Here is a 25,615-nt window from a genome sequence, read left to right as displayed (position 1 = left end):
ATTTTTTCATCCTTTCTTTCATGCCCTGTTCAGCCTGCTGTTTTATCGCTAGAGTGAATAGCTCAACGGGACGAAAGGAGATGGCCATGCTTTATATCTTTGATCTGGGTAACGTCATCGTCGATATCGATTTTAGCCGGGTACTGGGCGTCTGGAGCGATCTGGGCCGCGTGCCGCTGGCGATGCTACAAAGCCGCTTTCAGATGGGCGAAAGCTTTGAACAGCATGAGCGTGGCGAAATCAGCGACGAGGAATTCGCGGCGAAGATCTGCGCCGAACTGGATATCGCGCTCAGCTATGAACAATTTACGGCGGGCTGGCAGGCCGTTTTTGTCGGCCTGCGTCATGACGTTATCGCCCTGATGCAACAGCTGCGCGCGCGTGGCGAGCGGGTGGTGATTCTCTCTAATACCAACCGACTGCACTGTAGCTATTGGCCGTCACAGTATCCGGACGTGCAGCAGGCGGCTGATAAGCTCTATCTGTCGCAAGATTTAGGCATGCGCAAACCGGAAGCGCGTATTTTTCAGCACGTGTTGCAGGAAGAGGGCGTTAGCGCCGACAACGCCGTTTTCTTTGATGATAATCTGGAAAATATCGAAGCCGCGCGGCAGCTGGGCATCACCGCTGTGCAGGTCACCGATGCGCAGGTGGTGCCGGACTGGTTTGCTCATCGTGGTTAACTGATGGCGTTGCGCGCACTACGTCCACGCCTGCGCACAGCGAGCGCATGGCTCAAACTCCTCTGGCATCGGATTGAACACGATGGCATGACGACCGAGGCGGGCAACCTCGCCTTTGTCTCTTTACTGGCGCTGGTGCCGCTGGTGGCGGTGGTGTTTTCGCTTTTTGCCGCCTTCCCGGTGTTCTCTGATATCAGCGTGCAGCTAAAGCACTTTATCTTCAATAACTTCGTTCCCGCTGCGGGCAATGTAGTGCAGGATTACCTCGACCGTTTTGTTGCCAACGTCAATAAAATGACGGTGGTGGGCGCGGTGGGGCTGATTGTCACTGCGCTGCTGCTGATGCACTCCATCGACAGTGCGCTAAACGCCATCTGGCGCAGCCAGAAAAAACGTCCGCTGGTCTACTCGTTTGCCGTCTACTGGATGATCCTGACGCTGGGGCCGCTGCTGGCCGGTGCCAGTCTGGCGATTAGCACCTGGCTTTTGTCGCTGAAATGGGTGACGGTCAGCGGCGTAACCGGGCTTATCGATCAGACGCTGCGCCTCTTCCCGCTGCTGCTTTCCTGGCTGGCCTTCTGGCTGTTATACAGTCTGGTGCCCACCACGCGGGTGCCACAGCGCGATGCTTTAATCGGGGCGCTGGTGGCGGGCTTGCTGTTTGAGCTGGGTAAAAAAGCGTTTGCGCTGTACATCACCACGTTCCCTTCGTATCAGTTGATTTACGGCGTGCTGGCGGTGGTGCCGATTCTGTTCCTGTGGGTTTACTGGACGTGGTGTATCGTATTATTAGGGGCGGAAATAACCGTCACGCTGGGCGAGTATCGTCAGCGACAACAACAAAAAGAAAGCAGTGAGGAAGTATGATTGCCTTAATTCAGCGGGTGCTAAACGCCAGCGTGACGGTAGCAAATGAAACCGTGGGAGAAATTGGGCCCGGTTTGTTGATCTTGCTGGGCGTGGAAAAAGAGGATGATGAGCAAAAAGCGCAGCGCCTGTGCGACCGCGTGCTGGGCTACCGTATTTTTAGCGATGAAAACGGCAAAATGAACCTGAATGTCCAGCAGGCTGGCGGCAGCGTATTAGTGGTTTCACAGTTTACGCTGGCTGCCGATACGCAAAAGGGCATGCGACCCAGCTTTTCCCGTGGCGCTGAGCCGCAGGAGGCGGAGCGTCTCTATCACTACTTTAGTGATTGTTGCCGACAAAAAGCGATCGCCGTGGAAAACGGGCGTTTCGCCGCAGATATGCAGGTTGCCTTAGTAAATGATGGGCCGGTAACCTTCTGGCTACAGGTATGACGCTGGTCGCTACCGCCTGGAACCATCCCGCCCACGCCGAACGAGAGAGTGCTTTTATGTATCATCTACGAGTGCCGGAAACTGCCGAAGAACTGGAGATGTATTATCAGTTCCGCTGGGAAATGTTACGTAAACCGCTGCGCCAGCCGCAGGGTTCCGAACGGGACGGCTGGGACGCCATGGCCCATCATCAAATGGTGGTGGATGAGCAGGGCAAACCTGTCGCAGCGGGCCGTCTTTATATCAATGCGGACAATGAAGCCTCGATTCGCTTTCTGGCGGTGCATCCTACGGTTCAGGGCAAAGGATTAGGCACGCTGGTGGCGATGACGCTGGAATCGGTGGCGCGTCAGGAAGGCGTGAAACGGGTGGTATGTAGCGCGCGTGAAGATGCGGTCGAGTTCTTTGCCAAGCTGGGCTACGTTAACCAGGGAGAGATCACCGCACCGCTCACCACGCCGGTACGCCACTTTTTAATGATTAAACCGGTTATCACGCTGGATGACATTCTGCATCGTGCGGACTGGTGCGGGCAGCTGCAGCAGGCCTGGTACGAACATATCCCGCTCAGTGAAAAAATGGGCGTGCGCATCACCCAATACACCGGGCAGAAATTCATGACCACCATGCCGGAAACCGGCAATCAGAACCCGCACCATACGCTGTTTGCGGGCAGCCTGTTTTCCCTGGCGACGTTAACCGGCTGGGGGTTGATCTGGCTGCTGCTGCGCGAGCGCCATTTAGGCGGCACGATTATTCTGGCCGATGCCCATATTCGTTACAGCAAGCCCATCAGCGGCAAGCCCAGCGCCTCCGCCGATCTCGGTTCGCTAAGCGGCGATCTCGATCGTCTGGCACGTGGGCGTAAAGCGCGCGTGCAGCTTGAGGTCGAGCTGTTCGGCAGTGAAGAGAGCGGGGCGATATTTAACGGGGTTTATATTGTGCTGCCCGCCGATCCCGACGGGCCGCTGGAGCCTCATGGCTGATTGCTGACTTCCCCACGAGTCATTATTTGCTGGAGCGTTTTTCCGTCTGCGGTCAGCGTTAAGGTGCCGTTAGCGCTGGGCTTTAAGGCGGTTTCCGCCGCCAGACGCGCCTGTAGCTGCAACTGTAACGTGGCCTCGCCGGTTAGCGGCAGAGCGGGCCAGCCCCAATTCTGCAATACATTCGCCGGTACGCCCCGACCGTTCAACGTTAATGAAAGCTGACGCGCTGGCGTTTGATCCAGCGTCGCCAGCCCTTCCAGCATCCCTTTTTCCGCAAACGCGCTCATCTCCGTGACCGAAATTTGTTGGTCACTGGCGCTTAGCGTCAGCGAAGGATGACGCACATCTGTGCGGTTGAAGGTGGCTTCCGCAGCGTTCAGGTTCAGCGCACCCTGCCAGATGCCCCACTGATGATCGCGCGCCAGCAGCAGGTCAGAGCCGGTGATGTCCAGCGCGGTTATCTGAAACGGATATTGCGGATTCACATCAATAATCAGATTGCGGCTGCCACTCAGCTTTTTCACCCGTACGCTATCAAGCCAGGCCGGTAACGTGGACATCCAGCGCTCGCGCCAGTTTTCCGGCAGCGTATATTCCAGCCCCGCCAGCACCAGTTCATCCAGCGTCAGCTGCCTGGTCTGTCGTTGCCAATTGCCCTGCGCACGAACTAAACCATTTACCCAGCGTGAACTAAAGCGTGCGTCCGTCACGCCCTGCGGCGAGAAGTCGAGGTTCAGCAGCGGATCGTTTAACGTCAGCTGACCGTTAATAAAGTTGTCGGCATTCAGGGCCAGCGAGCCATCCTCGCTTTGCCAGTCGCCATGGCTGATCGTCAGTTTTTTTAGCACTAAATCGAGATCGGTAATCGCCCAGTCCGGCCCCTGTAGACGCGCATCCGTTACATCCACGCGGGAAAAATAGATCGGCGGCAGGTCACGAAGCGGCTGCAAGAATGCGCTAAGCGATTTATCGGTTTGCAGGCGAATATCATTCAGGCGCAGCGCGGAGACGTCCCACTTGCCCTGCGCATCGCGTTGGGCGCTGCCGGTGACAGAGCCGCGTGCCAGATCGGCACCGAAATTATTAATGACCAGCTGGCGATCGCTGGTTTTCCCCTGGATTAAGGCATCGGACAACGCCAGACCGTTTAGCGTCATGCTCTCCGCGCTGGCCTGAAAACTGGCGTTAGCGCCCAGAACATCCCCTGCGCGAGGCTGCCAGGGGATCACGCCGCCGTTTAGCGCGACTGCCTTAATGGCCTGCTGCGGGCTATTCAGCTTCATATTGCGCAGCTGAAGGCGATCGGCCTGTAACGACCAGCCCATATCCTTCGTCATATTGGCGAGGTTCAGTGCGCCATCCTGCAATTCAATGCGGGTAAAATGCAGCGCATCGCTCAACAGCGAGAAGCTCAAACCGAGATTAACGGTTTTAGCCACGATAACAGCGGGCTGCCCGTCATGGCCGAAGCTTATGTTATGTAAGGTCAGCAGCGCAGGGCTGGAAAAATTATGCTCTATTTTGCCGACGGAAAGATGCCATGCCGTATCATCGCTTATTCGCCTGCTGGCCCATTCCGCACCCCAACGAGTTTGCAGTAAAAAATAGCCCGCCAATAGCGTTAGCAACAGTAGCAATAGCAGTGAAAGCGTTACCTTTCCGACAAACTTCATTTGCATCCTTCCGTATGAATTTCCAGTACCGCCTGTTATGCCTTAATTACTGACATAGCTCAACCGCCTGGTTGTAAAGCTGGAATAATCAGGATGCGCAGGGCGAGCCGTAGCCCGCCCCGCAAAGGTTATTTCTCGTGCGGAAAAAACAGATTCAGCAGAATAGCGGTAATGCCACCGGCGGCGATACCAGAAGAGAGCAGTGTTTTTAACCAGTCAGGCGCAAACTGTAAAATCAGCGGTTGCTGCGATACGCCAAGGCCCACCGCCAGCGAAAGCGCCATGATCATGATTGCCCGACGGTTTAACGGCTCGCGTGAAACAATGCGCACGCCGGAAGCGGCGATGGTGCCGAACATCACAATGGTTGCGCCGCCCAGTACCGGCTCGGGGATATGCTGCACAAAGCCGCTTACCGCAGGAAACAGGCCAAGCACAATCAGCATCAGCGCCACGACAAAACCCACGTAACGGCTGGCTACGCCGGTCAGCTGGATAACGCCATTGTTCTGGCCGAAACAGGAGTTAGGGAAGGTGTTAAACAACGCCGAGACAAAGGAGTTCAGGCCGTTCGCCAGCACGCCGCCTTTCAGACGCTTCATATAGAGCGGCCCGCTAACCGGCTGCTCTGAGACGTCAGAGGTGGCGGTAATATCGCCGATGGTTTCCAGCGATGTCACCATAAAGACCAGCATCAGCGGAATCAGCAGGTTCCAGTCAAAGCCCAGACCGTAATAGAGCGGTATCGGAACGGCCATCAGCGCGCTGCTGCCCGATGTGCTGTTTTGCGGCAGCATATCCAGCGCCCACGCCAGCAAATAACCCACCGCCATCGCAATGACCAGCGAAGCGACACGCAGGTATGGGTTGCGTTGACGATTCAAAATAATGATCACTGCCAGCACCACGCCCGCCAGCAGCAAGTTTTTCGGCGCGCCGAAGGTGTGATCGTTCATCGCGGCAAAGCCGCCGCCGATAGAGGTTAACCCCACCTGAATCAGCGACAGGCCGATAATCATCACCACAATCCCGGAGACCAGCGGCGTAATAATCCGCCGCGCCAGATGCAGCACGCGCGAAAGTACCATTTCAGTACAGGAAGCGATCATCAGCGTTCCGAACAGCGCGGCCATCATCGTCGGCACATCGGCACCGCCATTTTTTAACGCCAGGCCGCCCATAATCAGCGGGCTAACAAAGTTAAAGCTGGTGCCCTGAATAGAAAGCAGCCCTGAGCCAACCGGCCCCCAGGTTTTAATCTGTAAAATCGAGGCAACGCCAGAAGCGAAAAGCGACATGCTGATAATGTGCTGCGTATCCTCAGCGGGCAGGCCAAGCGCCTGGCAAATCAGCAGAGCGGGGGTGATCACCGCGACAAACATGGCCAGCAGATGCTGGCAGGCAGCAAACAAGGTTTGTGCCAGCGGCGGACGATCTTCCAGACGATAAATCAGTTCGCTATTTGTTTTAATCGCAGACGCAGGTGAGGGGGTTTTACTGGGGTTGGCCGACATCACTACATTCCCTGAAAAGCAAAGATGCGATTGTAATCCTCTTTATGGCAAAAGCAATCGATTGCCTATGGGTTTCGCGTTACGGCCCGTTAGCAACGTCATCAGAAAAAGCGGTTTTCGAAATTATTGTTAGAACGTTTAGTTTATAACGCGCAGTTGTATTTCGGTTTGTCTGTTTTTGGTCTAAAAATTATTAAAAAGGAAAAACATGTGCAAAGTTAGCCAGGCAGGATTGTCTACCAGCCGTTTTTTTAATCAGGAAGGCGTTAAGGGTAAAGCGGTAGAGAATAACATTACCGAGAAAAGTAAAAAAAGTTCATTTTCACGTTTAGGTAACTTATTAAAAAGAGTAATAAATATTAGTATATTTCTGAAGGGACGTAGGTCCAATAAGGAAAACTCTGCTGCGCAGGTAATAAGTGTTAATCGCATATCCTTTAACGAAGATTCAATCTTACGTAATTTATTAACGAAAGCGAGTATAAAACCATTTAACGGTAATGAAAAAGTCTCGGCGTTTACGCCTTGCGCGGAAAATTTTTTCCACTCTTCCAAACAGGCACCTGCCAAGTTACCGCCGCCGCCGCCTTTGTCGAATAATAATAGCAGCATGACAACGGATCGCATGCAATCTGGCAATACGACGTCCATAACAGAACCTTTTGTATCGACGCCAGCGCAACCGGCATCACGGTCCGCATCATCATCGATACAGGCTGCATCGCCATTAGCACAGTCCGCACAACTCGCGCCGCTGTCGTCGTCATCCGTGTCGTCGTCAAAACAGCCTGCGCCGTCGTCTGTGCAACTTGTGCCGCCGCCCGCGCCGCCGTTAGCATCCTCCTCGGCACAACTCGCGCCACCACCACCACCACTACCGGCGCAGGATTTTCTTATTTATAACAACGAGTTAACTAAAAGACCGAGCAACGGTGCAGGAAAAAATAGTAGGGTAATGCAAAAAAAAACTGGCAGTAACGAGCAGGTGACAACACCGGGTGCCTTTTTTAACAATCTTGACGTGAATAAACTGACGCCATTCCAGAAAAAAATCTATCAACAAATGCAGGAAAACGCTGCTATTAAAGCGAAAAGCGATCAAGAGCTGGCCGAAAAAAAGGCTGCGGACAAAGCGAAAGAAGCGCAGCAAGAGGCGCGAAAAAAGATCGATGAATTAAAAAACAGGCAGGCGTTTATTGAGAAGTGCAAAGATGGTGTACCGCCACCACCGCCGCCGCCGCCGTCCGCCGAAAAACGGCCAGTTAGCGATAAAAGGCAAACGGGGACGGTGGGTAATAAAAAGGCAACATCTATCAGCCCTAAAAAGAGTAACCTTTCAAAGCCAGAAAAGAGTGAGGCGTTTGTGAATGAGCTTAAAGAGAGATTAAGCAGAAGAGCGCAACAGCAAGAGCGTTTAAAAACAAACAACGATACGCAATAAATTATGTTTCTTAATTCAGGCGTTGGTGTAGCGATCGGTTTCCGGTAGCCAGCGCTCAATCAACGCCTGGGCCTGCTGTGGATAATGCTGGTGAATATGACGCGCAATACGCTGTACCTCAGGGATAAGCGCCTGATCGCGCAGCAGATCGGCCACTTTAAATTCCGCGTTGCCGGTTTGCCGCGTACCCAGCAGCTCTCCTGGCCCGCGGATTTCCAGATCGCACTGCGCAATAACGAAGCCGTCGTTGCTGTCCCGCAGCACCTGCAATCGCTTTTGCGCCGTTTTGCTTAACGGCGATTTGTAGAGCAGCACACAGTGCGAGGCGACCGCGCCACGGCCCACGCGCCCTCTCAGCTGATGCAGCTGAGCCAGGCCCAGACGCTCCGGGTTTTCGATAATCATCAGGCTGGCATTAGGCACATCCACGCCAACTTCAATTACAGTCGTTGCTACCAGCAGCTGCATCGCGCCCTGTTTGAACGCCTGCATAACGTCCTGTTTTTCCTTCGGCTTCATGCGCCCATGCACCAGGCCGACCTGTAAATCGGGCAATGCCAGCTTTAACTCTTCCCAGGTTGCTTCTGCCGCCTGCGCTTCCAGCAGGTCAGACTCTTCAATCAGGGTGCATACCCAGTAGGCCTGACGTCCTTCCTTCTGGCAGGCGCTTTTTACCCGCTCAATGATATCTGCGCGCCGCGTGTCAGGAATGGCGACCGTGGTCACCGGCGTACGTCCGGGAGGAAGCTCATCGATAACTGAGGTATCTAAATCGGCATAAGCGGTCATCGCCAGCGTACGCGGAATGGGCGTGGCGGTCATGATCAGCTGATGAGGATGGAAACCTTGCTCCTCACCTTTTTCCCACAGCGCCAGCCGCTGATGGACGCCGAAGCGGTGCTGTTCATCAATAATCACCAGCGCCAGGCCGTTAAACTGTACCTGTTCCTGGAAAATCGCATGCGTACCCACCACCATAGAAACCTTGCCGCTGGCAATGGCTTCCTGCTGCGCCAGGCGCGCTTTACCCTTCTGCTTGCCAGCCAGCCAGCCCACCTCCAGCCCCAACGGCGCAAACCACTGGCGGAAGTTGTTAGCATGCTGTTCGGCCAGCAGCTCGGTCGGCGCCATCAGCGCAACCTGCTTTCCGTGAGCGATGACATCCAGCGCGGCCAGAGCCGCCACCAGCGTTTTGCCGGAGCCGACATCGCCCTGAACCAGACGCATCATGGGGTAATCGTGATTTAAATCCTGCTCGATCTCTTTTACCACCCGCTGCTGAGCGGCGGTGGGTTTAAACGGCAGCGCCGCCAGCAGCCGATCGCGCAGCTGATGACGCGGCGGCATAGCCAGCGCGTGATAGCGTTGCGCGCCTGCACGCACCGCCAGCATGCTCAGGTTATGCGCCAGCAGCTCTTCCAGAATCAGGCGGCGCTGGGCAGGATGGCGACCGCTTTCCAGATCGACCAGCTGAATATCCGGCGGCGGGCGATGCAGCGTGCGTAGCGCATCGGGCAGGCTCAGCAGGCCGCCGCGTAATTCGGCAGGCAGCAATTCGGCAATCGGGCAGGTATCCAGCAACTGCAGCGCCTGATCGGTCAGGCTACGTAGCGTGGCCTGGCGAATGCCTTCGGTGGTGGGATAAACCGGCGTTAACGTTTCCTGCAATTCGGTTACGCTGTGTTCACCCTGAATACGATATTCAGGATGAATCATCTCTGCGCCGCGCTGGCCCCGTTTGATCTCGCCATACGCCGTTACGCGCGCGCCGGGCGACAAGCCGTTTTTCATTCCGGCATTAAAGTTGAAAAAGCGCAGCGTTACGACGCCAGAGCCATCGCTGATCTGGCTGACCAACATCCGCCGCCGCCCAAAAGTCACATCGGTATGCAGCACCTCGCCTTCTACCGTTGCCCAGATGCCGGGCAACAGATCGTTAATACGATAGAGTTGCGTGCGATCTTCATAACGCAGCGGCAGGTGCAGCAGTAAATCCTGCACGGTATGCAGCCCGATCTTTGCCAGCTTTCCAGCCTGGCTTGCGCCTACGCCGGAAAGGGTATTGAGCGGAACGGCATCCAGCAGGCGGCCTGTCATCGTTTAGCCGTTGACTGCATAGCGGCCCACCACTCGGCATCGGCAATCACTTCGCCGTTGTCGCTGATTTCGGGGCGCGGCAAACCTTTCTGTTTAGCCACGCGCGCCAGAACCGGATAGCCGCCCTCAAACAGCAAACGTTGCTGTTCCGCATGCGGCAGCGTGCTGATATCACGCTGATACATACCGGCATTTTGCCGCTGGCGTTGCGCTTCATAGAGAATCAGCGCGGAGGCGACCGAAACGTTCAGCGACTGCACCATGCCCACCATCGGGATAATGATGTCTTGATCGGCCAGCGCCAGCGCTTCCTGTGTAATCCCGGTTTTTTCCTGTCCCATCAAAACACAGGTTGGACGGGTATAGTCGATTTCCCGGAAATCCACCGCTTTGGCGGAAAGGTTGGTCGCCAGGATCTGCATATCCTGCTGTTTCAGATGGGTTACCGCATCCGCAATGGTGCGATGGGTTTTGACCTGCACCCAGCTATTGCTGCCTGCCGCCGACGAAACCACGGTACGCATGCGGTTAGCGGGCCAGATAGCGTGAACTTCATGAACGCCCACCGCGTCCGCCGTACGAATAATCGCGGAGACGTTGTGGGGTTTATGTACCTGCTCCATGCAGACGGTGAGATCATGCTGGCGCGCGGCCAGCATCTCGCGTATACGAGCAAAACGTTGAGCATTCATGCGTTAATTTCGGTTACGGTGAACTTTGATTACGTCCGGCATTACACGAATTTTGCGCATAATATTCGCCAAATGAACGCGATCGCGTGCCGTCAAACGAATAAAGGCGCTGTAAACGCGGCCGTCACGCTCTTCCGTGTTCAGGCTTTGGATATTCGATTTGGCTGTGTTAATCGCCGCCGTCAGGTTCGCCAGCGCGCCCTGATGGTTAAACATATCGACTTTAATCTCAGCGACAAATTCCTGCTCGGTTTCTTTATCCCATTCCACCGCCATAAACTTCTCGGGCTCTTTCTGATAGCCACGAATATTACGGCACGACTCATGGTGAACCACCAATCCCTTACCGGGACTGACGTGCGCCACAATCGGGTCGCCAGGAATCGGACGACAGCACTTGGCAAAGGTAATCAGTACGCCATCAGCGCCTTTGATCGCCAGCTTGCTGCGTGAGGTGGCATTACTGGAGACGCCGCCTGCGGTATCCAGCAGGTTTTTCGCTACCACCACGCTCATTGCGTTGCCCAGGCCAATCTCTGCCAGCAGATCATCCAGCGATGCCAGCTTCATCCGCTCCAGCTCTTGCTCAATGCTTTCTGGCGCAATCTCAGCCAGTTTACGGCTGCCGCCGAGCGCATGGTTAAGCAGGCGACGTCCCAGGCTTACTGAATCTTCGCGCTTGAGGTTTTTCAGCAGCTGACGAATTTTGGCGCGCGCCTTGGAGCTGACAACAAAGTTAAGCCAGGCGGCGTTAGGACGGGCGCCTGGCGCGGTAATGATTTCCACCGTTTGACCGCTGGCCAGCGGCTGCGAAAGGGGATAGGGCTGCCTGTCGACGCGCGCGCCCACGCAGGCATGACCAATATCGGTATGCACCGCATAGGCGAAATCCACCGGCGTCGCGCCAGCTGGCAGCTCGACAATACGCCCTTCCGGCGTGAAAACGTAAATCTCATCCGGGAACAGATCGGATTTAACGCTTTCAATAAATTCAAAGGAGCTACCGGCGCTCTGTTGCAGTTCCAGCAGGCTTTGCAGCCAGCGTTGCGCACGTATCTGCGCGGTAGTGCCGCTCTCGCCCTGTTCTTTATAAGCCCAGTGCGCCGCAACCCCCATCTCTGCCATCTGATCCATATCTTCCGTACGGATCTGCACCTCAACCGGCACGCCATGCGGGCCAATCATTGAGGTATGCAGCGACTGATAGCCGTTCGCTTTCGGGATGGCGATATAATCCTTCACCCGACCCGGACGCGGCTTATACAGGCTATGCATCTGACCCAGCACGCGATAACAGGTATCCACATCACGGACAATGACGCGAAACGCGTAGATATCCATAATCGAGTGGAAACGCTGCTCTTTCAGGTTCATTTTGCAGTAGATGGAATAGAGGTGCTTTTCACGACCAAATACGCGGCAGGGAATACCGGCTTCCTGAAGTCGCCCTTCGATCTCCGCAAGGATTTTCTGGATCATCTCCTTACGGTTACCGCGCGCGGCTTTCACCACTTCTTTAATAACGCGATAACGATTGGGATAGAGCGCTTCGAAGCCCAGCTCTTCCAGCTCGGTTTTCAGGTGATGGATACCTAACCGGTGCGCCAGCGGGCTGTAGATTTCCAGCGTTTCACGCGCGATGCGCCGCCGTTTATCTGGTCGCAGCGAGCCCAGCGTGCGCATATTATGCGTACGGTCAGCCAGCTTGATCAGGATGACGCGAATATCCTGCACCATCGCCATGATCATTTTGCGGAAGTTTTCCGCCTGCGCCTCTTTTTTATCACGGAACTTCAGCTTATCCAGCTTGGATACGCCTTCAACCAGTTCGGCGACGCTTTTGCCGAACAGCTGCTCCATGTCCTGATAGGTGGCGGGCGTGTCTTCAATCACGTCGTGCAGCAGCGCGGCCATGAGCGTTTCATAGTCGAGCTTCATTTCCGCCAGAATACAGGCGACGGCGACGGGATGCGTGATATAAGGCTCACCGCTGGAGCGAGTCTGCCCCTCGTGAGCATCACGTGCGACAAGGTAAGCTTGCTTGAGGCGCTTGATCTGCTCCTCAGGCAAGTATTTTTCAATCAGCTGATTGAGGCTTTCAAAAAGATACAAGGGCGAGCCTTCCGGCTAATTAACGACGACCTTCAGCAATAGCGGTAACAGCCTGCAACTCGGCGGCTTCTTGCTCATGCTGTTCCTGGCGCTCACGAACATCAAGGATCTGATTAGTGATCAGGCCTTCTTCGATTTCACGCAGAGCGATAACGGTCGGCTTATCGTTCTCTTCCGGTACCAGCGGATCTTTACCGCTCACCTGCATCTGACGTGCGCGACGTGCAGCGACCAGAACCAGGTCAAAACGGTTACCAATTTTCTCTACTGCGTCCTGAACGGTTACGCGTGCCATAAGTGTGCTACTCCACAGGTGAAGAAATGACTGGGCATAATACTGAAAGTGACTTCAGTCTGCCAATAGTTTGCTGATTAATGCATCATGCCGGGCTTTTTGACGGCCCATACGCAGACGCTCAGCGCGAATAATGGTTTTGAGATCCGATAGCGCGAGGTCAAAATCATCATTAACGATCAAATAGTCGTACTCGGCGTAGTGGCTCATCTCGGCAACGGCCTGCGCCATGCGGCGAGCAATCACCTCTTCGCTATCCTGACCACGACCGCGTAAGCGGCGATCCAGCTCCTCTTTCGAGGGCGGTAAAACAAAGATACTGCGCGCCGACGGCATTTTCTGCCGGATCTGCTGCGCGCCCTGCCAGTCAATATCCAGAAAGACATCAACACCGGTTGCCAGCACTTGATCGATCGCCGCGCGCGACGTGCCGTAGTAATTACCAAACACTTCAGCATGCTCAAGAAAAGCATCCTGCTCAATCATTGCTTCAAACTCTTGTTTAGCAACGAAATAGTAGTGCTCGCCGTGCTGCTCGCCGGGGCGCATTCCGCGTGTGGTGTGCGAAATGGATACCTGCGTATCGTAAAGCGGCTGCGTTTTCAGCATAGCCTGAATCAGACTGGATTTGCCTGCGCCGCTGGGGGCGGAAATAATATAAAGCGTGCCTTGAGCCATGATAGTTCTTGAAGTGTTAAAAGAGCGGAGTCTGTTTCCTGCACAGTATACACAGCTTGCCGCCGCCATGCAGCGTTTGCGCCGCTCCGCTGTGGTTTTTCTTGTTTTATGGAAAGCAGGCCGCGTAAGACGCGGCGGTTTGCACGCTTTGCAGTAAAAATTTTTGCGCGGTTTTCCAGTTTAGTTTCCTGCTGCTCGCGGCCTTGCGGTTAATCGGCTTTACTGCCGCAGCCGAGAACAAGGAGGAACTATGTCAGGAAAGACAGCCTTATGGTTGCTGTGTCTGTTTGCCGGAACGGCGCAGGCGCTATGTCCGCGCTGGACGCCGGTGCGGGCGGCGGAAGAGATCGCCCGCCTACAGCAGCAGTTGCGCAGTTGGGATCGCGCCTATTATGGCGATGGTGAGACGCTGATTGAGGACGCCCTCTATGACAACCTGCAACACCGGCTGCGGCAATGGCAGCACTGTTTCCAGCCTGCAGCGGCACCCGATCGCTCGGTCTGGGCTGATAACGGTACGGTTGATCATCCCGTTGCGCATACGGGGGTAAAGAAACTGCCGGACAAGCTGGCGGTGGCGTACTGGATGCAGGGCAAAGGGCCGCTCTGGGTGCAGCCAAAAGTTGATGGTGTTGCGGTGACGCTGGTCTATCGCCAGGGAAAGCTGGTCTCGTTGATTAGCCGTGGCGATGGCCTGAAGGGGCAAAACTGGCTGGAGAAAGCGGCTTATATCCCTGCGCTTCCGCAGGCTATTCCGGATAAAAGGCCTGTACTGATATTGCAGGGCGAACTGTTTTTAACCATGACCGATCATCGTCAGGTAACAGACGGCGGCCAAAATGCACGCGCTCAGGTTGCGGGTGCGCTTAGGCGCCAGCAACCGTCTCCTTTACTCTCGCAGCTGGGTATCTTTATCTGGGCATGGCCTGACGGGCCGCAAACCATGACGCAGCGGCAAGCGGCGCTTAAGCAGTTAGGGTTTGATGTCGCCAGCGCCTGGACGCAGCCGGTCAGCGATGAGGAAGAAGTAGCGCTATGGCGCATGCGTTGGTTCCGCTCGGCGCTGCCCTTTGTCACTGATGGCGTCGTGATTCATCAGGATCGTCGTTCAGCCGCTAAACAATGGATACCCGGCAGCAACGATGAATCCGCCGCCTGGAAATATACGCCGCCCGTTGTCAGCAGCGAAGTGCAATCTATTGATTTTCCAATAGGGCGTACCGGGAAAATCTCCTCGGTGCTAAACGTTGCGCCCGTACAGTTGGATGACAAAACCGTGCGGCGGGTCAGCCTCGGCTCGTTGGCAAGATGGCGGGCGCTGGACATTGTCCCCGGCGATCAGGTGGCGATTGGTCTGGCTGGGCAGGGTATTCCACATCTGAAAAAAGTAATTTGGCGCGTCATCGAGCGTACCCGCCCAGAGCCTCCCGTCGCGGAAAATTATCATAGCCTGAGCTGCTTTTATAACCGCGCCGATTGCCGCAAGCAGTTTCTTTCCCGCCTGAGTTGGCTAAGCCAGCGGGACGTACTCGATCTGCCAGGTATTCAGCGCAGCACCTGGCAACGCCTGCTTCAGCTGCCTGATTTTGTGCATCTCTTTTCCTGGCTGGAAATGGAAAGCGAGCAGCTGGCAACCTTGCCGGGCATTACGCCGTTAAGAGCCAAACAAATCGTCCATTACTTTAATCAGGTGCAGCATCAGCCTTTTCGCCGCTGGGTAAAAGCACTTGGCGTTCCTCTGCCTGCTAGCGCGCTGAATGCGCTGCCGGATTCAACCTGGCCTCAATTGCTGGCGCGTAGCCTGCAAAGCTGGCAGCAGCTACCCGGCGTAGGCGCGACGCTGGCACAGCGAATTGATACCTGGCTGAAGGATGAGCAGGTGAGAAAGATGATAGATTTTATTCAGCGGTGGCAAGCCGCGCAGAAAGGGCTGGCCTCGGCCACGTTAGCCCAGCCCGAGCAGCCCGATCCACCAGAAACGCAGGGCATCAATGTTCCGGATGCGGGTAATTGAAAATGGGTAACCCCAACCGAAAACGCAGCGCCAGCAAACGGGAAAGAAAACCGAACAGTAACGTAATCAGAATGACCGTTTCATGCGATAGCGGCGTCTTTAACAGCAGGATATAGAGCCAGCCTGCGGCAAAGGCGATGCCAGCGTACAGCTCTTTCTGAAACACCAGCGGAATGCGGTTGCAAAACATATCGCGCAGCACGCCGCCAAAGACACCGGTAATAACCGCGCTGATGGCAGCGATAATCGAAGCGTGCCCCATATCAAGCGCAACCTGAGCGCCAATAATGGAGAAAACCACCAATCCTAACGCATCCAGCACCAGAAAAACTTTGCGCAGATGGGTCATCAGGGGGGCAACAAAGGTGGTGATAACGGCAGCGGCGGCGACAATCATGATGTATTCAGGATGTTTTACCCAGCCGAGCGGGTAATGACCTAACAGCATGTCACGCACGGAACCGCCGCCAATAGCAGTTACCGAGGCAATAATGATCACGCCAAAGAGATCCATTTTTCGTCGTCCGGCAGCAAGCGCGCCGGTCATCGCTTCGGCAGTAATGCCGATGATATAGAGTACGGTCAGTAACATAGCCAGCTCCAGGAACACGGTGGCAAGCCTACAGCGCTTCTCTGAGTGTAGACGAGTGAAAATTTCTAAGGCATTCGCTTTCGGATTATCTCAGTTTATGCGAAGCGGAAAAGGCCTTGGGCAAAAAGGCATAAAAAAAGCGCGCTATAGCAGCGCGCTTAATAAAAATACCTGTTTGCAGGCATTTAGCCACCCATCACAGCTTTTATTATTATATTAATTTTTCCTGGTTTTTTAACGCCCCAGTCGGACGCGTTTTACGCAGCACAATCTGTTTGAGTTCAAGCACCAGTGGATCGTGGCTACCCACAAGCATTAAGCCCCATACCAGCCCGCCTGCGGCGATTTGTAGGGTAAGCGTAAGCGTCGTCGGCGTTATGCCTTCTAAGGCGTAGCCAAGCGCATAACTGATCCAAAGCGTGGGCAGCGCCATACGCAACGGCATCCACTGGCTGGCTAAATAGGTTTTAGCGCTGGCACCTAATAGCGGACGAATTAAAAAGAAGTAATTCATCAGGGCGGTAAGCACCTGCAACAGGGTAAAACCAACGGTAGCGCCCATCAGCCCGCCCCAGTGCGCGCCTGACCAGATAACCGGTACAGAAAGCGCCAGACGAAGCGCATTAAGCTTTGAGCTGATATCAACAGCGCCTTTTGCCATAACCAGCGCGCCTACCGGGTTGTTAATTGCTCGCATAATGCCCGCAATACAGAGTATTTGCAGCACCGGAACCATAAACAACCAGCGTTCCCCAAACAGGCTTAACACTAAGTTATGCGCGACGCCAGCCATGCCCAACAGCGCCACGAAATTCAGCAAACTCATGATCGATAACATTTTATAAAAGTTATGGCGCAGGCGTGGCCGATCGTCCTGCATCTGCGCAAAAGCCGGAAATAACACGCGCGACAGAATAGGGTTAAGCTTCGCAGGCGGCATAACGGCAAGGTTGTAGGCAAGGTTATACCCACCGGTCGCTATCGCGCCTAACAGGCGTGAGAGCAGCATGGTCGGCATATTCATACTCAGCTGATTAATTAAACTGTCTGCGGTCAGGTAGCCGCCATAGCGTAAATTACTGCGCACGCTTTTTAATTCAAACACAAATTGAGGACGGTAAATTTTTCCGCCGTAATAGCAAAACAGCAGCATGCGTACCGAGATCATCGTGAGATATCCCCAGATAGCGCAGAGCGCCGAGGGGGACCACAACGCTGAAATCAACGTAACGGCAAATCCCGCCAGCGCCGCCAGCACTTCGGTACGACCAATTTGCGTGAAAGCCAGCTCTTTTTGCAATAAAGCACGGAACTGTTGTCCCTGCGGGATAATAATAAAGGCAACAGATAGCGCTTCTATAAGCTCATTCAAATCGGGTTGTTGAAGTAATGCGCTAATCGCATGGCTGCTAAAATAGATAACGGCAAAAACTACCAGGCCAATAAAAATATTTAGCCAGTAAAGGGTTGATAACTCAGTTTCAGACATGGATTTTCGCTGTATAACTGAATTGGATAAACCAAAATCAGATAGCGTATCCACCAATGTCAGAATAACCAGAGCAATAGTTAATAAACCAAATTGTTTCGGATCGATCATTCTGGCGAGCAGGGTTAACTGTAACAGGCCAAGCCCTATCGTCATTACTGACGAAATGGCCGACCATTTCGCGCCATTAATTGCTTTTTGCTTCAAAGACATAACATACCCATGATGATAAAAAAAGGGTGCCGGCAAGCGAACACCTAATAACTATTTTTATAATTTTTATGGCAGGTAAATTTTTTATTATAAGGCGATAGCGAAATAATCTTCCCGGAAGCAAGGCAGCCCATGCTCATTTCGCCATTTTTTGATCACTTCCACCATGCTTTGTGGCGTAGTAATATTAAAATCTTGCGGATATACAATAAGATCGGTACCAGCTGGGTGTCCTGATAATAAAACAAACTCCGTCACTGCTTTTAGCAATCCTTCTGTGGTTTCGAACTCAGCTAACAATATTTTTTTTGCAAAATTAATAAATTCTTGCTCAGTAAAGTCTTGCAGAGATATGCGTTCCATAGGAAAGTCCTGGAAGATCTGATTATAAGAAGTTGCTGTGTGCGGGAAGATTTATAACTTTTTTCCTTGCAAGAAGCACCATAAGAAATATCTGAAACTGCAACCATAATAATAAATGGATGTAAAAAATGAATGGTTTTAAAAAAATGGAAGGGGAAACCTGTAATTATATTAATGTCTTATTTTTTTAGTTAACGCGGGTTTGATTTTTTTCGTCTTTAACCGGTTGATTATCATGAGGTTAAGATTGGTTGGTTAATAATTAGACGCGCAGAGTTTCATTAAGTAAAGTTACGCTACGCCTGTTTTTTACCGGAGAATGCGTAAGGCTTCTGCACGGTTAGCGAGCGCTAAGTTTTTATTAGTTCCGGACATAGTTAAACCTCTCTGTGTAACTAAGGGATCGTAACAGGAAGGACGTCTGGCAGCGCAGCGCAAAATGACGGTCAATGCTGGGATTAAAGGGGGAACGCCCGCAAGGTAGTGAAGCCACCACCCCGCAGGCATTGCGGCTTTCAGGCGGTCACCCGCTGATAAAGCCGTTGCAGGTTCTGTTCTAACGACGTCAGCTCTTGCTGGAATTTTTCGTCAGAGGTAAAGGGTTGACGAAAAAGCGTCAGCAGCACCTGCGCGCCTTCCTGGTTAGGTACAATACGCATCGGCATATAAATTTCTTTACCGAAGCCATTATCAATCCAGTAGTCCATTACCCCGTAGCTGTTATGCTCGGAAAAGCGCACCCGCAACGTTCCATCCGTTCCTTTCGCTTTCCAGTAACTTCCATCGGCCTGTAACGGCGCCTCGCCTAATTGGGCAACCCATTTAGGGAAATAGTCTGGTTTCCAGATAGTTTCATAGAGATCCAGCCAGTGACGAGTAATGGTCAGACTCAGCGTATGTGATGGCAGCATGTTACCTCCGGAGTTGGGCCTGAAACGATTTAAACATTAGGCAAAGCGTAAAGGAATGGGCCGGGCGAAAATCGCCGGTAAAAATTGATGCTGCCTGGTGGAGAAAGCGTTGATCGCCAATGCTTAGCGCCAAACGTTTTCGTTCTGGCAGATAATGGGCTTGAATCTGCGTGTTGATGCGCCTGGGGCAGGCGGTAAGGCGTTGCCGCTTTTCTCTCCGCCGAGATACCCTCTCCCGCATTTTGCTTCCTCCGCTTTGCTGATGCAAGTCAGGCAGGGAGGATGATTTCATTGCTGTCTCTACGCGAGGTGAGCGGTTCTATTCATCTTTAAGTTTTATTATTTCCCCATCTTTTCCGGTGCGATATTCGCCATCATCTATTGTATATATAATTCCTCTGTTTTTACTGTAACTCACCCAGAAAACTCGCTCTTTTTCTATACAATTAATCGGTGGTTGCATATTTTTAAAACAGAGTCTGTCATATTTTCCTTCCTCTTTATAACCATCCCTAAACAACCAGAAGCTTACAGTATAATTACCATAGGGGGCCGGTTTAGGAATGTCATAACGTTGTTCCAGTATTTCCTTGTTCTTTAGCCACCAGTCAATTTTGCCTCTGATAGTGGGCGGGAAATGATTCACTAAAACATCGCTAAAATTATCTTCCTGATGGACGGCGATGATTTCTATCGGGCGTGAGGTTAACCACAAAAAATAGTCCATTAACACACCGCCAGCGACAATGAGAATCAGCAGAGTTTTTTTGAGGTTAGCTTTCATTACGGCCCCCGGTAATCTCTACAGTAGCTTCCATGTTGGTTATGAAAGACTTGAAGCCAAATTTATTGTACCGCTGAAGAACAAACCAGATACGAAAGAAATGAAACTGGCTGAATTTTGTTTTCAGTATATCGTCGCTGTCAAGGCCAAAGTGATCCTGTACTTTTTAATGCACCACTGCCCTGTCCGACGTTCATCAAAGTACTGGTGGCGGTTTTATAGATACCTTCTATTCAAGCGCCGGTAGGGTTAATCTCTGGCATGTGCCGCCTGTATGTCGAATGAAGGGTGTACTCAGAATGGCTCTCGTAAATAGACTTGGGTAAACCCTTCACCCGCGATGTTACGCACCCATATGCGACAGCATGTAAATAAAAAAGCCCGCATTTAGCGGGCCATAGTGATTATCTGCAATTTCATGCGATGATATGCAAAATTATTCGATATTCTGAATCTGTATATTTTTTAAATTTTAAGCTGATGATTTTAATGGTTTTTTTTTACATACTCCTTGCGATTGGTACGATCTATGGTACAAGGTGTGAATGCTTGACTAAACTTAGTTAATTGAAAAAATGATAGATTCGCCGATATGCATATGAATTTATTATATTTTTATTATTTATAGATATGATTTTTCGATTGAATCTTAATCAAGCTATACTTAAAGATAGTTTGGGTTGTAAAGAAAACAGTCACAACCCCTAACTTTTAGGCCTGTTCGAATAATAAACCTTTGTTTTTCAAAGCTGAATCTATAAATTTAACTGAAGAATTTTTTGGTATTACTAAGTCGTCAGAAAATATAAATGCTTCGCTTCCCTTATAAACTTTTGATACGTTATATTGCAAATCATACAGAAACATTCTTTTTGATTTATAATAATCCAAAATATCTTTAACAGCATCATAAGATACTACCCAATTGACGTTGGTGATACTTTTGATGATGTTCGCTATGCGCTTATGATCTTCAGCTTTGTAAAAATTAAGGTAAAGACCGCTAGCTTTCTCAAAGTAAGGTGGGTCACAATACATTAAAGTTTTCTTTGGTAAATTTGGTAAAACGCTTGAGAAAAAATCTTCAGCGTCTTTATTGTATATATGAATTTCATTGCCCTTTGTTGCTATTAATTCAATGCGTTCAATCAAAGCTTTATGAGGGAATCTTGCATCTAACTTCCAGTTCCCTGCCTGTGCTAAACCACCTATAACTCCCCCGCTTAATACGCCTGAACGATTTGTTCTATTAAGGTAAAACGTTGAAAAACCTAGCTCAAATAAATCATAGTCATTGGGATGGCGTACGACTTCACGATGAGCTTTCCACTCATCTATTGTCATAAGTGATTTTGATATGGCTTTGCAAAAATCTTCAGTTCTATTAAGTATGGAGTGCCAAAAGGCATAAATGTGGATCGATGAGTCATTGAGATGAACTCTGCTTACGTGACCATCGATGAGAAGTTGCATTGCAACTCCGGCTCCTCCTGCATATGGCTCAACATAATCTCCCCCTTCTAACGAGTTTGTTCTAACCAACTCTAAAATAAAAGGGGCTAATTTTTGTTTGCCACCTGGATATCTTAATGGAGTTCTATAGTTTGCCATAATTACTTATTCATTTTTTCTATGAGAGGAAAGATACTTGAAAATAAAGCAGGTATATCTGTGCTTTTAATTATGAATGCTGGATTATGGACCAACTGATTCATGGACGTAACTGATAAAATTCCATCAGGGCGGTTTAGCTCAGTAATCGGCCCGTGTAATAGCTTTAACATTTGTTTGTCTTGCTTCTTCTGTGTTAAAAAATCCACAATATCTCTCAAAGTGTCCCCTAGAGTTTTATCACTTCCATCTTTTTTCTTGCAGGTAGGAGCATTAGGCTCTAACTTTTTATCTTCACAGAAAGCCTTAGCTGAAAGCTCAACCATGCTCCTTAATAAAAAAACAAAAGCAATAGGAGTAGCATCAATCTTTAATTCAAGCATTTCTTTTTTTATATCAACGAGCTTACTTCTATGGTTACCGTATAATTTTAAACCACGCAAGTGTCTTCTTACAGTTTTTATATCATGAGTCGATGTTGCAGTTACTTTTTTAGTAGGTTTAGCTGCGCTCACTACAGGAGATGCTGAGCCTGTTGTGGTTCCTGCAACACTAGTGACAGCTGTAGTAGGCGATGCAGGATTTGCTTGCGGATTACTGGGATGGCTGGGGTTTGATGTAGGTATATTCGCTCCAGTAGATGTAAGTCCGCCGTTTGTATTTGCGGGAGTTACAGGTGGTATCCCATAGCGTAGAAGAAAATCAACTGAGCCACGAATTGCGGGGAAATTTAGCTCACCAAGGCCGATAGCTAAAAGAACACTGTCTAGTTCTTTTTTGAAATTAATATTTGGATATTTTGAAGCAAGATCAGAAGTTGAATTACATCCGACTCTAGTGAAAATTTTTGGTAAAGCTTCATCAAGTACCGAGAGGCTATATTTTCCAGACCATCTAAGTTTTTGCTCAGTGGAATGATTAGTGCCGCTTACAAGATATTTTTCAAGTAATACTAGCCCATACTCAGGCGAGGAATTATTTTTCTGGTTATGGCGAGCTCTGGCTACCGTTTCCCAATCATCACGTCCAGCTTTCTGTCCCTTACCGTGAGTAAGTGTGACAATTTTATCTACTAGGTTAGAGTCTTTTTGATCATAGATCGTGCAAGGTATGGATAAGTTTTCCTGACGCCAGCTCTGTGGAAGACTAGAAATACGCTGTTTAAATGCATCGGGCATATCGAAAAGGCTAGCATTAACATAGCCATGAATAATTTTAAGAGAGGCGATGCGTCTATTACCCTCTTTCACCACTTTTTTGTTATTACCGTAATCGATTACAATTATATTTTCTGTAGGAAGATATCCGTCATCAATCAGGCTGCCCATAAGCGCCCAAAAATAATCGGGACTAATGGTTATCATTGCCTGTATAGCATCAGTCTCATTTTTTTGGGGCACTGTGCGATAATTTTGCAAATCGATGGTTAAATCCCTGACATTAACTTGTTGAGTTATGGGCATAAAATTTCCGTATTCTAACGTTAAAAGAGGCTGTTTTGAACAACACTTACGATTCAAGAAGATTTACAATTCTACGTGTAAAAAAAGAACAAGAATATAGCCGACTAAAATCTAGGTAGCCTTGTAGCTACTACCACCGCATCTACTTTAACTGCGCGCAATGCTATCCCCGCCACGCCTGCCCGCTTCATGCACCGCTTTTCATGCAGCTGCATGCACGGGCTCATGCCGCGTCAGCACTGGCCCTGTTCGTGCTTCTAGTACGCATTTTTTGCATGCACAACCATGCAGCTCTTGCATGCATCACTATTTATACTCGTCACCGTACAGAAAATCTTTAGCTTTGCTCAAAAAAATCCCCGCCTGGTGGCAGGGAATGAATAGAATTTTGGGTCAGTGCCGGAAGGCGCTTCCATAGCGTCCCAACGTATGCGGTTGACGCTGAGGCGGCGTTGGAGGTAGTGCCTGGCAGGTTTCTGGCAGCGGCGGTGCGGTAATCACTTTCGTAATGCTCTCGCTGGTCTTGAACGCGCAGGAACAGTCCAGGTTGGTGCACTGATGATAACGTTCCTTAACCTGTTCGGACATATAGCGACTCGATTTGGCGTGCGCCGGGCTTTTACAGTACGGACAGTGCATCATGCCAGGCTCGCCTTCTGCTGCTTTACTTCACGCTTCTCCTTGCGCTCCTGTATCAGCTTCTGGATGGCGGCCGGGCTGTTATACAGATGCATATCCACACCGGTCAGCGCGGGACGATAAATGCCAATCTCTGAGAGCACCGGCTCAGCATTCATATCCAGTCGCGCGCCCTCCGCCTTATTGGTCAGCAGCTTTCCGACTTCACGTGCAAGTATCACTTCCGGCTCTTCATGCTGCGGGTCGGTATGGCGTCCACGGTCATTGAGCCTGAGCGACAGAAGTTTCAGCCGGATGGCGTGTATCAGGGTTGGGCTGGCGTTGCGCATGGCGGCTTCCCACTGGCTCTCCACATACTGCGTAAAGGCCGTGTTGTGCGCGTTAACGTAAGCGCGGCCGGTATGCACGGCTGCTATCATCTCCCCCTCATGCTCGAATTCCAGCTCCTTAATCAGGCCGGTAAACTCTTCAGCCAACTCGCGACTGGCGATACGCTGGCTGTGTTCGGCACGCAGTTCCGGCGTAATCACTCCACGCAGGTCACTAAAACTGATAACAATTAAAGGGCAATTGGTACACCAGATAGTAAAATAAAGGCGGGAAGTTTAGCGAAAAGCGATGATTCTTGATGAGACAATAAAACCCGTAAATTACAGGTTTTGTTGCCATTATAAAGTCATATGAATGCTGATGAGGAGTGACTCTGAATCTACTTGTAGAGTAGAGGTATCAAATCATTGCTGTTACTGGATTTCTTATTATACATTTTTTAATTGGGTAAACTCTTGTGTACACGCAAAATGGAATTGCCGGACTAAATTGGTTTATTTTGGGCGGTCACCATCCGGGCTAACGTATCGATTACACCATGTATAAATGTTACTTGGAAATTCTCACTAATTTTTGTCTAATAATGACTAAGTTCACAATGAAAAAGGGATAAATATGTCAGCTCGTATTGTATCAATTTGCACAGTCATAAGCCTGTTGATTGGTGTAGCAACCTTCTATTTTCAGTTTCGAAACGATATGTATGAGAACCTTTATCAGAAAAAATTCCTCACTGGTAAATGGTCCAATGATGCTGATCTAATTATTAACAGTAAGGATCTCGGACTTAACAACAACGAACCATTAGTAACTATACAGATGAATGTCGATGATGATGGTTCTATTGATGGTGAAATTATTTCCGAAGGGTTATGTGATGGAATGCCATTAACATGGAGTATAACATTCAATGGTGAGAGTCCCACGTTCAAGAACTTTGTTTTTGCTAGAAAATTTCAAGTTCGCCAACTCGTTGATGGCGCAATGGATAAAAGCCCGGTAGTCGCAACATTGAAGCTAATTGAGGAAGATCGCAAACATAAGTCACTCACCTTTGAGGTTGTTGATGATCCTGCGCGTATGCTTCCTAAAAAATTCACAGTGGCTAAAGATCTGCCAAAGTTTGAAGAGAATTATAAATACTTGCAAGAATATTGCGCTGATTCAACGCTGGAGTTTTTCAAAAAAAGAGCTATTGAGAGAAAGAACACAATGCATAATCCAAATCCATCCTAATGCGGGATACCTAGCCTAAGAAACATGATCATGCAGAACAGACTGAAGCATTGGTTTTCTCTGCCTCAAGCTTTGCTAATGCTTCGGCTTTACGTTCCTGCTTCTTAGCTGCGACGTCATAACCCAACGCGATACGAACTGATAACTGCTTTGCTATTTCTCTAGCTTTGGAAAGTGACACCTTGGCATAGGAACCTATGAGCATGGCTCGTGATTTTCCGGCGAGTTTGTAGCGAAACCGCCAAGTAGAGGTTTTATCTACTTTCCTAAACCTGAGATATAGCCCATTACCATCTGAACGGCCTTCAGACCGTTCTCCTGACTTTATCCAGGCGCGGATCTGCATGTCTGTAAGCTTTAGCATTAATCATTTATCAGAGCATTGAATAAGGGTGTACCCAAAATGAAATTCAGAAATTACAAAAGGTACACCCTTGGGTACACCTTAAATACGCGCTTCAATGATGCGTTTTGATGGCTCATGATAACAAAAAAGCC

At 50.6% G+C, this 25,615-nt stretch carries 23 protein-coding genes and 2 pseudogenes; 7 read left to right on the top strand and 18 right to left on the bottom strand.

Translation table 11 applies throughout. The annotated features are described in order from the left end of the window. The first annotated feature begins 86 nt into the window (after positions 1–86). Genes yihX through fabY form a run of 4 tightly spaced genes read left to right on the top strand, consistent with a single transcriptional unit; the run spans position 87 to position 2,970 of the window. Positions 87–683 (top strand): glucose-1-phosphatase, encoded by a 597-nt coding sequence (gene yihX / locus J2X14_RS18160; protein WP_352412574.1) that lies wholly within the window; start codon positions 87–89, stop codon positions 681–683. Positions 684–686: 3 nt separating this feature from the next. Then, the gene (locus tag J2X14_RS18155; protein WP_352412573.1) at positions 687–1,550 is read left to right on the top strand and encodes a virulence factor BrkB family protein; all 864 of its coding nucleotides are present in this window, start codon (positions 687–689) and stop codon (positions 1,548–1,550) included. Next, positions 1,547–1,984 (top strand): D-aminoacyl-tRNA deacylase, encoded by a 438-nt coding sequence (gene dtd / locus J2X14_RS18150; RefSeq protein WP_352412572.1) that lies wholly within the window; start codon positions 1,547–1,549, stop codon positions 1,982–1,984. Before J2X14_RS18155 ends, dtd begins: the two co-directional genes overlap by 4 nt. Before the next feature lie 56 nt (positions 1,985–2,040). After that, a complete protein-coding gene (fabY, locus tag J2X14_RS18145) occupies positions 2,041–2,970 on the top strand; it encodes a fatty acid biosynthesis protein FabY (RefSeq protein WP_352412594.1) in 930 nt (309 codons plus the stop codon). Here the strand turns inward: fabY and J2X14_RS18140 are convergent. Together J2X14_RS18140 and J2X14_RS18135 are read right to left on the bottom strand one after the other, a co-directional pair. Next, a complete protein-coding gene (locus tag J2X14_RS18140; protein WP_352412571.1) occupies positions 2,961–4,643 on the bottom strand; it encodes an AsmA family protein in 1,683 nt (560 codons plus the stop codon). The two genes, fabY and J2X14_RS18140, sit on opposite strands and share 10 nt — an antisense overlap. Positions 4,644–4,771: 128 nt before the next feature. Continuing rightward, a complete protein-coding gene (locus J2X14_RS18135) occupies positions 4,772–6,157 on the bottom strand; it encodes a nucleobase:cation symporter-2 family protein (protein WP_352412570.1) in 1,386 nt (461 codons plus the stop codon). Positions 6,158–6,365: 208 nt separating this feature from the next. On the opposite strand from J2X14_RS18135, the gene J2X14_RS18130 reads away from it, so the two are divergent. Then, on the top strand, positions 6,366–7,598 hold the full coding sequence (locus J2X14_RS18130) for a hypothetical protein (protein WP_352412569.1): 1,233 nt from the start codon (positions 6,366–6,368) through the stop codon (positions 7,596–7,598). Between the two features lie 15 nt (positions 7,599–7,613). On the opposite strand, the gene recG is transcribed toward J2X14_RS18130, so the two are convergent. The 5 genes from recG to gmk are packed head-to-tail and all read right to left on the bottom strand — an operon-like array spanning position 7,614 to position 13,472. Next, entirely contained in the window at positions 7,614–9,695 is a 2,082-nt protein-coding gene (gene recG, locus J2X14_RS18125; RefSeq protein ID WP_352412568.1) for an ATP-dependent DNA helicase RecG, read from the bottom strand. After that, on the bottom strand, positions 9,692–10,387 hold the full coding sequence (gene trmH / locus J2X14_RS18120) for a tRNA (guanosine(18)-2'-O)-methyltransferase TrmH (RefSeq protein WP_352412567.1): 696 nt from the start codon (positions 10,385–10,387) through the stop codon (positions 9,692–9,694). The genes recG and trmH overlap by 4 nt, the downstream gene beginning before the upstream one ends. Before the next feature lie 3 nt (positions 10,388–10,390). Continuing rightward, on the bottom strand, positions 10,391–12,499 hold the full coding sequence (spoT, locus tag J2X14_RS18115) for a bifunctional GTP diphosphokinase/guanosine-3',5'-bis pyrophosphate 3'-pyrophosphohydrolase (protein ID WP_352412566.1): 2,109 nt from the start codon (positions 12,497–12,499) through the stop codon (positions 10,391–10,393). A gap of 19 nt (positions 12,500–12,518) precedes the next feature. Continuing rightward, positions 12,519–12,794 carry a DNA-directed RNA polymerase subunit omega gene (gene rpoZ / locus J2X14_RS18110; protein ID WP_085069262.1) on the bottom strand — a complete coding sequence of 92 codons (276 nt, stop codon included), beginning with the start codon at positions 12,792–12,794 and terminating at the stop codon, positions 12,519–12,521. A gap of 54 nt (positions 12,795–12,848) precedes the next feature. Further along, the gene (gene gmk / locus J2X14_RS18105) at positions 12,849–13,472 is read right to left on the bottom strand and encodes a guanylate kinase (RefSeq protein WP_352412565.1); all 624 of its coding nucleotides are present in this window, start codon (positions 13,470–13,472) and stop codon (positions 12,849–12,851) included. Positions 13,473–13,722: 250 nt separating this feature from the next. Between gmk and ligB the strand changes: the two genes are divergently transcribed. Then, on the top strand, positions 13,723–15,486 hold the full coding sequence (gene ligB / locus J2X14_RS18100) for an NAD-dependent DNA ligase LigB (protein ID WP_352412564.1): 1,764 nt from the start codon (positions 13,723–13,725) through the stop codon (positions 15,484–15,486). Here ligB and J2X14_RS18095 read toward each other — a convergent pair. The 10 genes and pseudogenes from J2X14_RS18095 to sid form a co-directional block, all read right to left on the bottom strand. After that, entirely contained in the window at positions 15,461–16,078 is a 618-nt protein-coding gene (locus tag J2X14_RS18095; protein WP_352412563.1) for a trimeric intracellular cation channel family protein, read from the bottom strand. The two genes, ligB and J2X14_RS18095, sit on opposite strands and share 26 nt — an antisense overlap. A 211-nt stretch (positions 16,079–16,289) precedes the next feature. Continuing rightward, positions 16,290–17,780, bottom strand: coding sequence for an MOP flippase family protein (locus J2X14_RS18090; RefSeq protein WP_352412562.1), 1,491 nt, complete (start codon positions 17,778–17,780; stop codon positions 16,290–16,292). Positions 17,781–17,867: 87 nt separating this feature from the next. Continuing rightward, on the bottom strand, positions 17,868–18,143 hold the full coding sequence (locus tag J2X14_RS18085; protein WP_352412561.1) for a bacteriocin immunity protein: 276 nt from the start codon (positions 18,141–18,143) through the stop codon (positions 17,868–17,870). A 515-nt stretch (positions 18,144–18,658) separates the two neighbouring features. Beyond that, complete coding sequence (locus J2X14_RS18080) at positions 18,659–19,054, bottom strand: polyketide cyclase (RefSeq protein WP_352412560.1); 396 nt, start codon at positions 19,052–19,054, stop codon at positions 18,659–18,661. Between the two features lie 319 nt (positions 19,055–19,373). After that, a complete protein-coding gene (locus J2X14_RS18075) occupies positions 19,374–19,838 on the bottom strand; it encodes a DUF943 family protein (protein WP_352412559.1) in 465 nt (154 codons plus the stop codon). Continuing rightward, a pseudogene (locus J2X14_RS18070) lies at positions 19,828–20,004 on the bottom strand (DUF3289 family protein); the annotation flags it as partial. The pseudogene J2X14_RS18070 and the gene J2X14_RS18075, both read right to left, overlap by 11 nt. 545 nt (positions 20,005–20,549) lie before the next feature. Next, the gene (locus J2X14_RS18065) at positions 20,550–21,449 is read right to left on the bottom strand and encodes a DNA adenine methylase (protein WP_352412558.1); all 900 of its coding nucleotides are present in this window, start codon (positions 21,447–21,449) and stop codon (positions 20,550–20,552) included. Positions 21,450–21,451: 2 nt separating this feature from the next. After that, entirely contained in the window at positions 21,452–22,912 is a 1,461-nt protein-coding gene (locus tag J2X14_RS18060) for a hypothetical protein (protein WP_352412557.1), read from the bottom strand. Between the two features lie 393 nt (positions 22,913–23,305). Further along, complete coding sequence (locus J2X14_RS18055) at positions 23,306–23,554, bottom strand: ogr/Delta-like zinc finger family protein (RefSeq protein ID WP_352412556.1); 249 nt, start codon at positions 23,552–23,554, stop codon at positions 23,306–23,308. After that, the gene (gene sid / locus J2X14_RS18050) at positions 23,551–24,090 is read right to left on the bottom strand and encodes a capsid size-determining scaffold Sid (protein WP_502890030.1); all 540 of its coding nucleotides are present in this window, start codon (positions 24,088–24,090) and stop codon (positions 23,551–23,553) included. Before sid ends, J2X14_RS18055 begins: the two co-directional genes overlap by 4 nt. A 406-nt stretch (positions 24,091–24,496) precedes the next feature. Here sid and J2X14_RS18045 point away from each other — a divergent pair, with 406 nt between their 5' ends. Then, complete coding sequence (locus J2X14_RS18045; protein WP_352412554.1) at positions 24,497–25,117, top strand: hypothetical protein; 621 nt, start codon at positions 24,497–24,499, stop codon at positions 25,115–25,117. 55 nt (positions 25,118–25,172) lie between these two features. Here J2X14_RS18045 and J2X14_RS18040 read toward each other — a convergent pair. After that, positions 25,173–25,481 (bottom strand): annotated as a pseudogene (locus J2X14_RS18040) (Arm DNA-binding domain-containing protein); the annotation flags it as partial. Between the last annotated feature and the right edge of the window lie 134 nt (positions 25,482–25,615).

This window comes from Mixta sp. BE291 (assembly GCF_031457955.1).
Classification (GTDB): domain Bacteria; phylum Pseudomonadota; class Gammaproteobacteria; order Enterobacterales; family Enterobacteriaceae; genus Mixta.
Note: the sequence above shows the minus strand (reverse complement) of the source record. Positions and strands in the feature narration are given on the sequence as shown.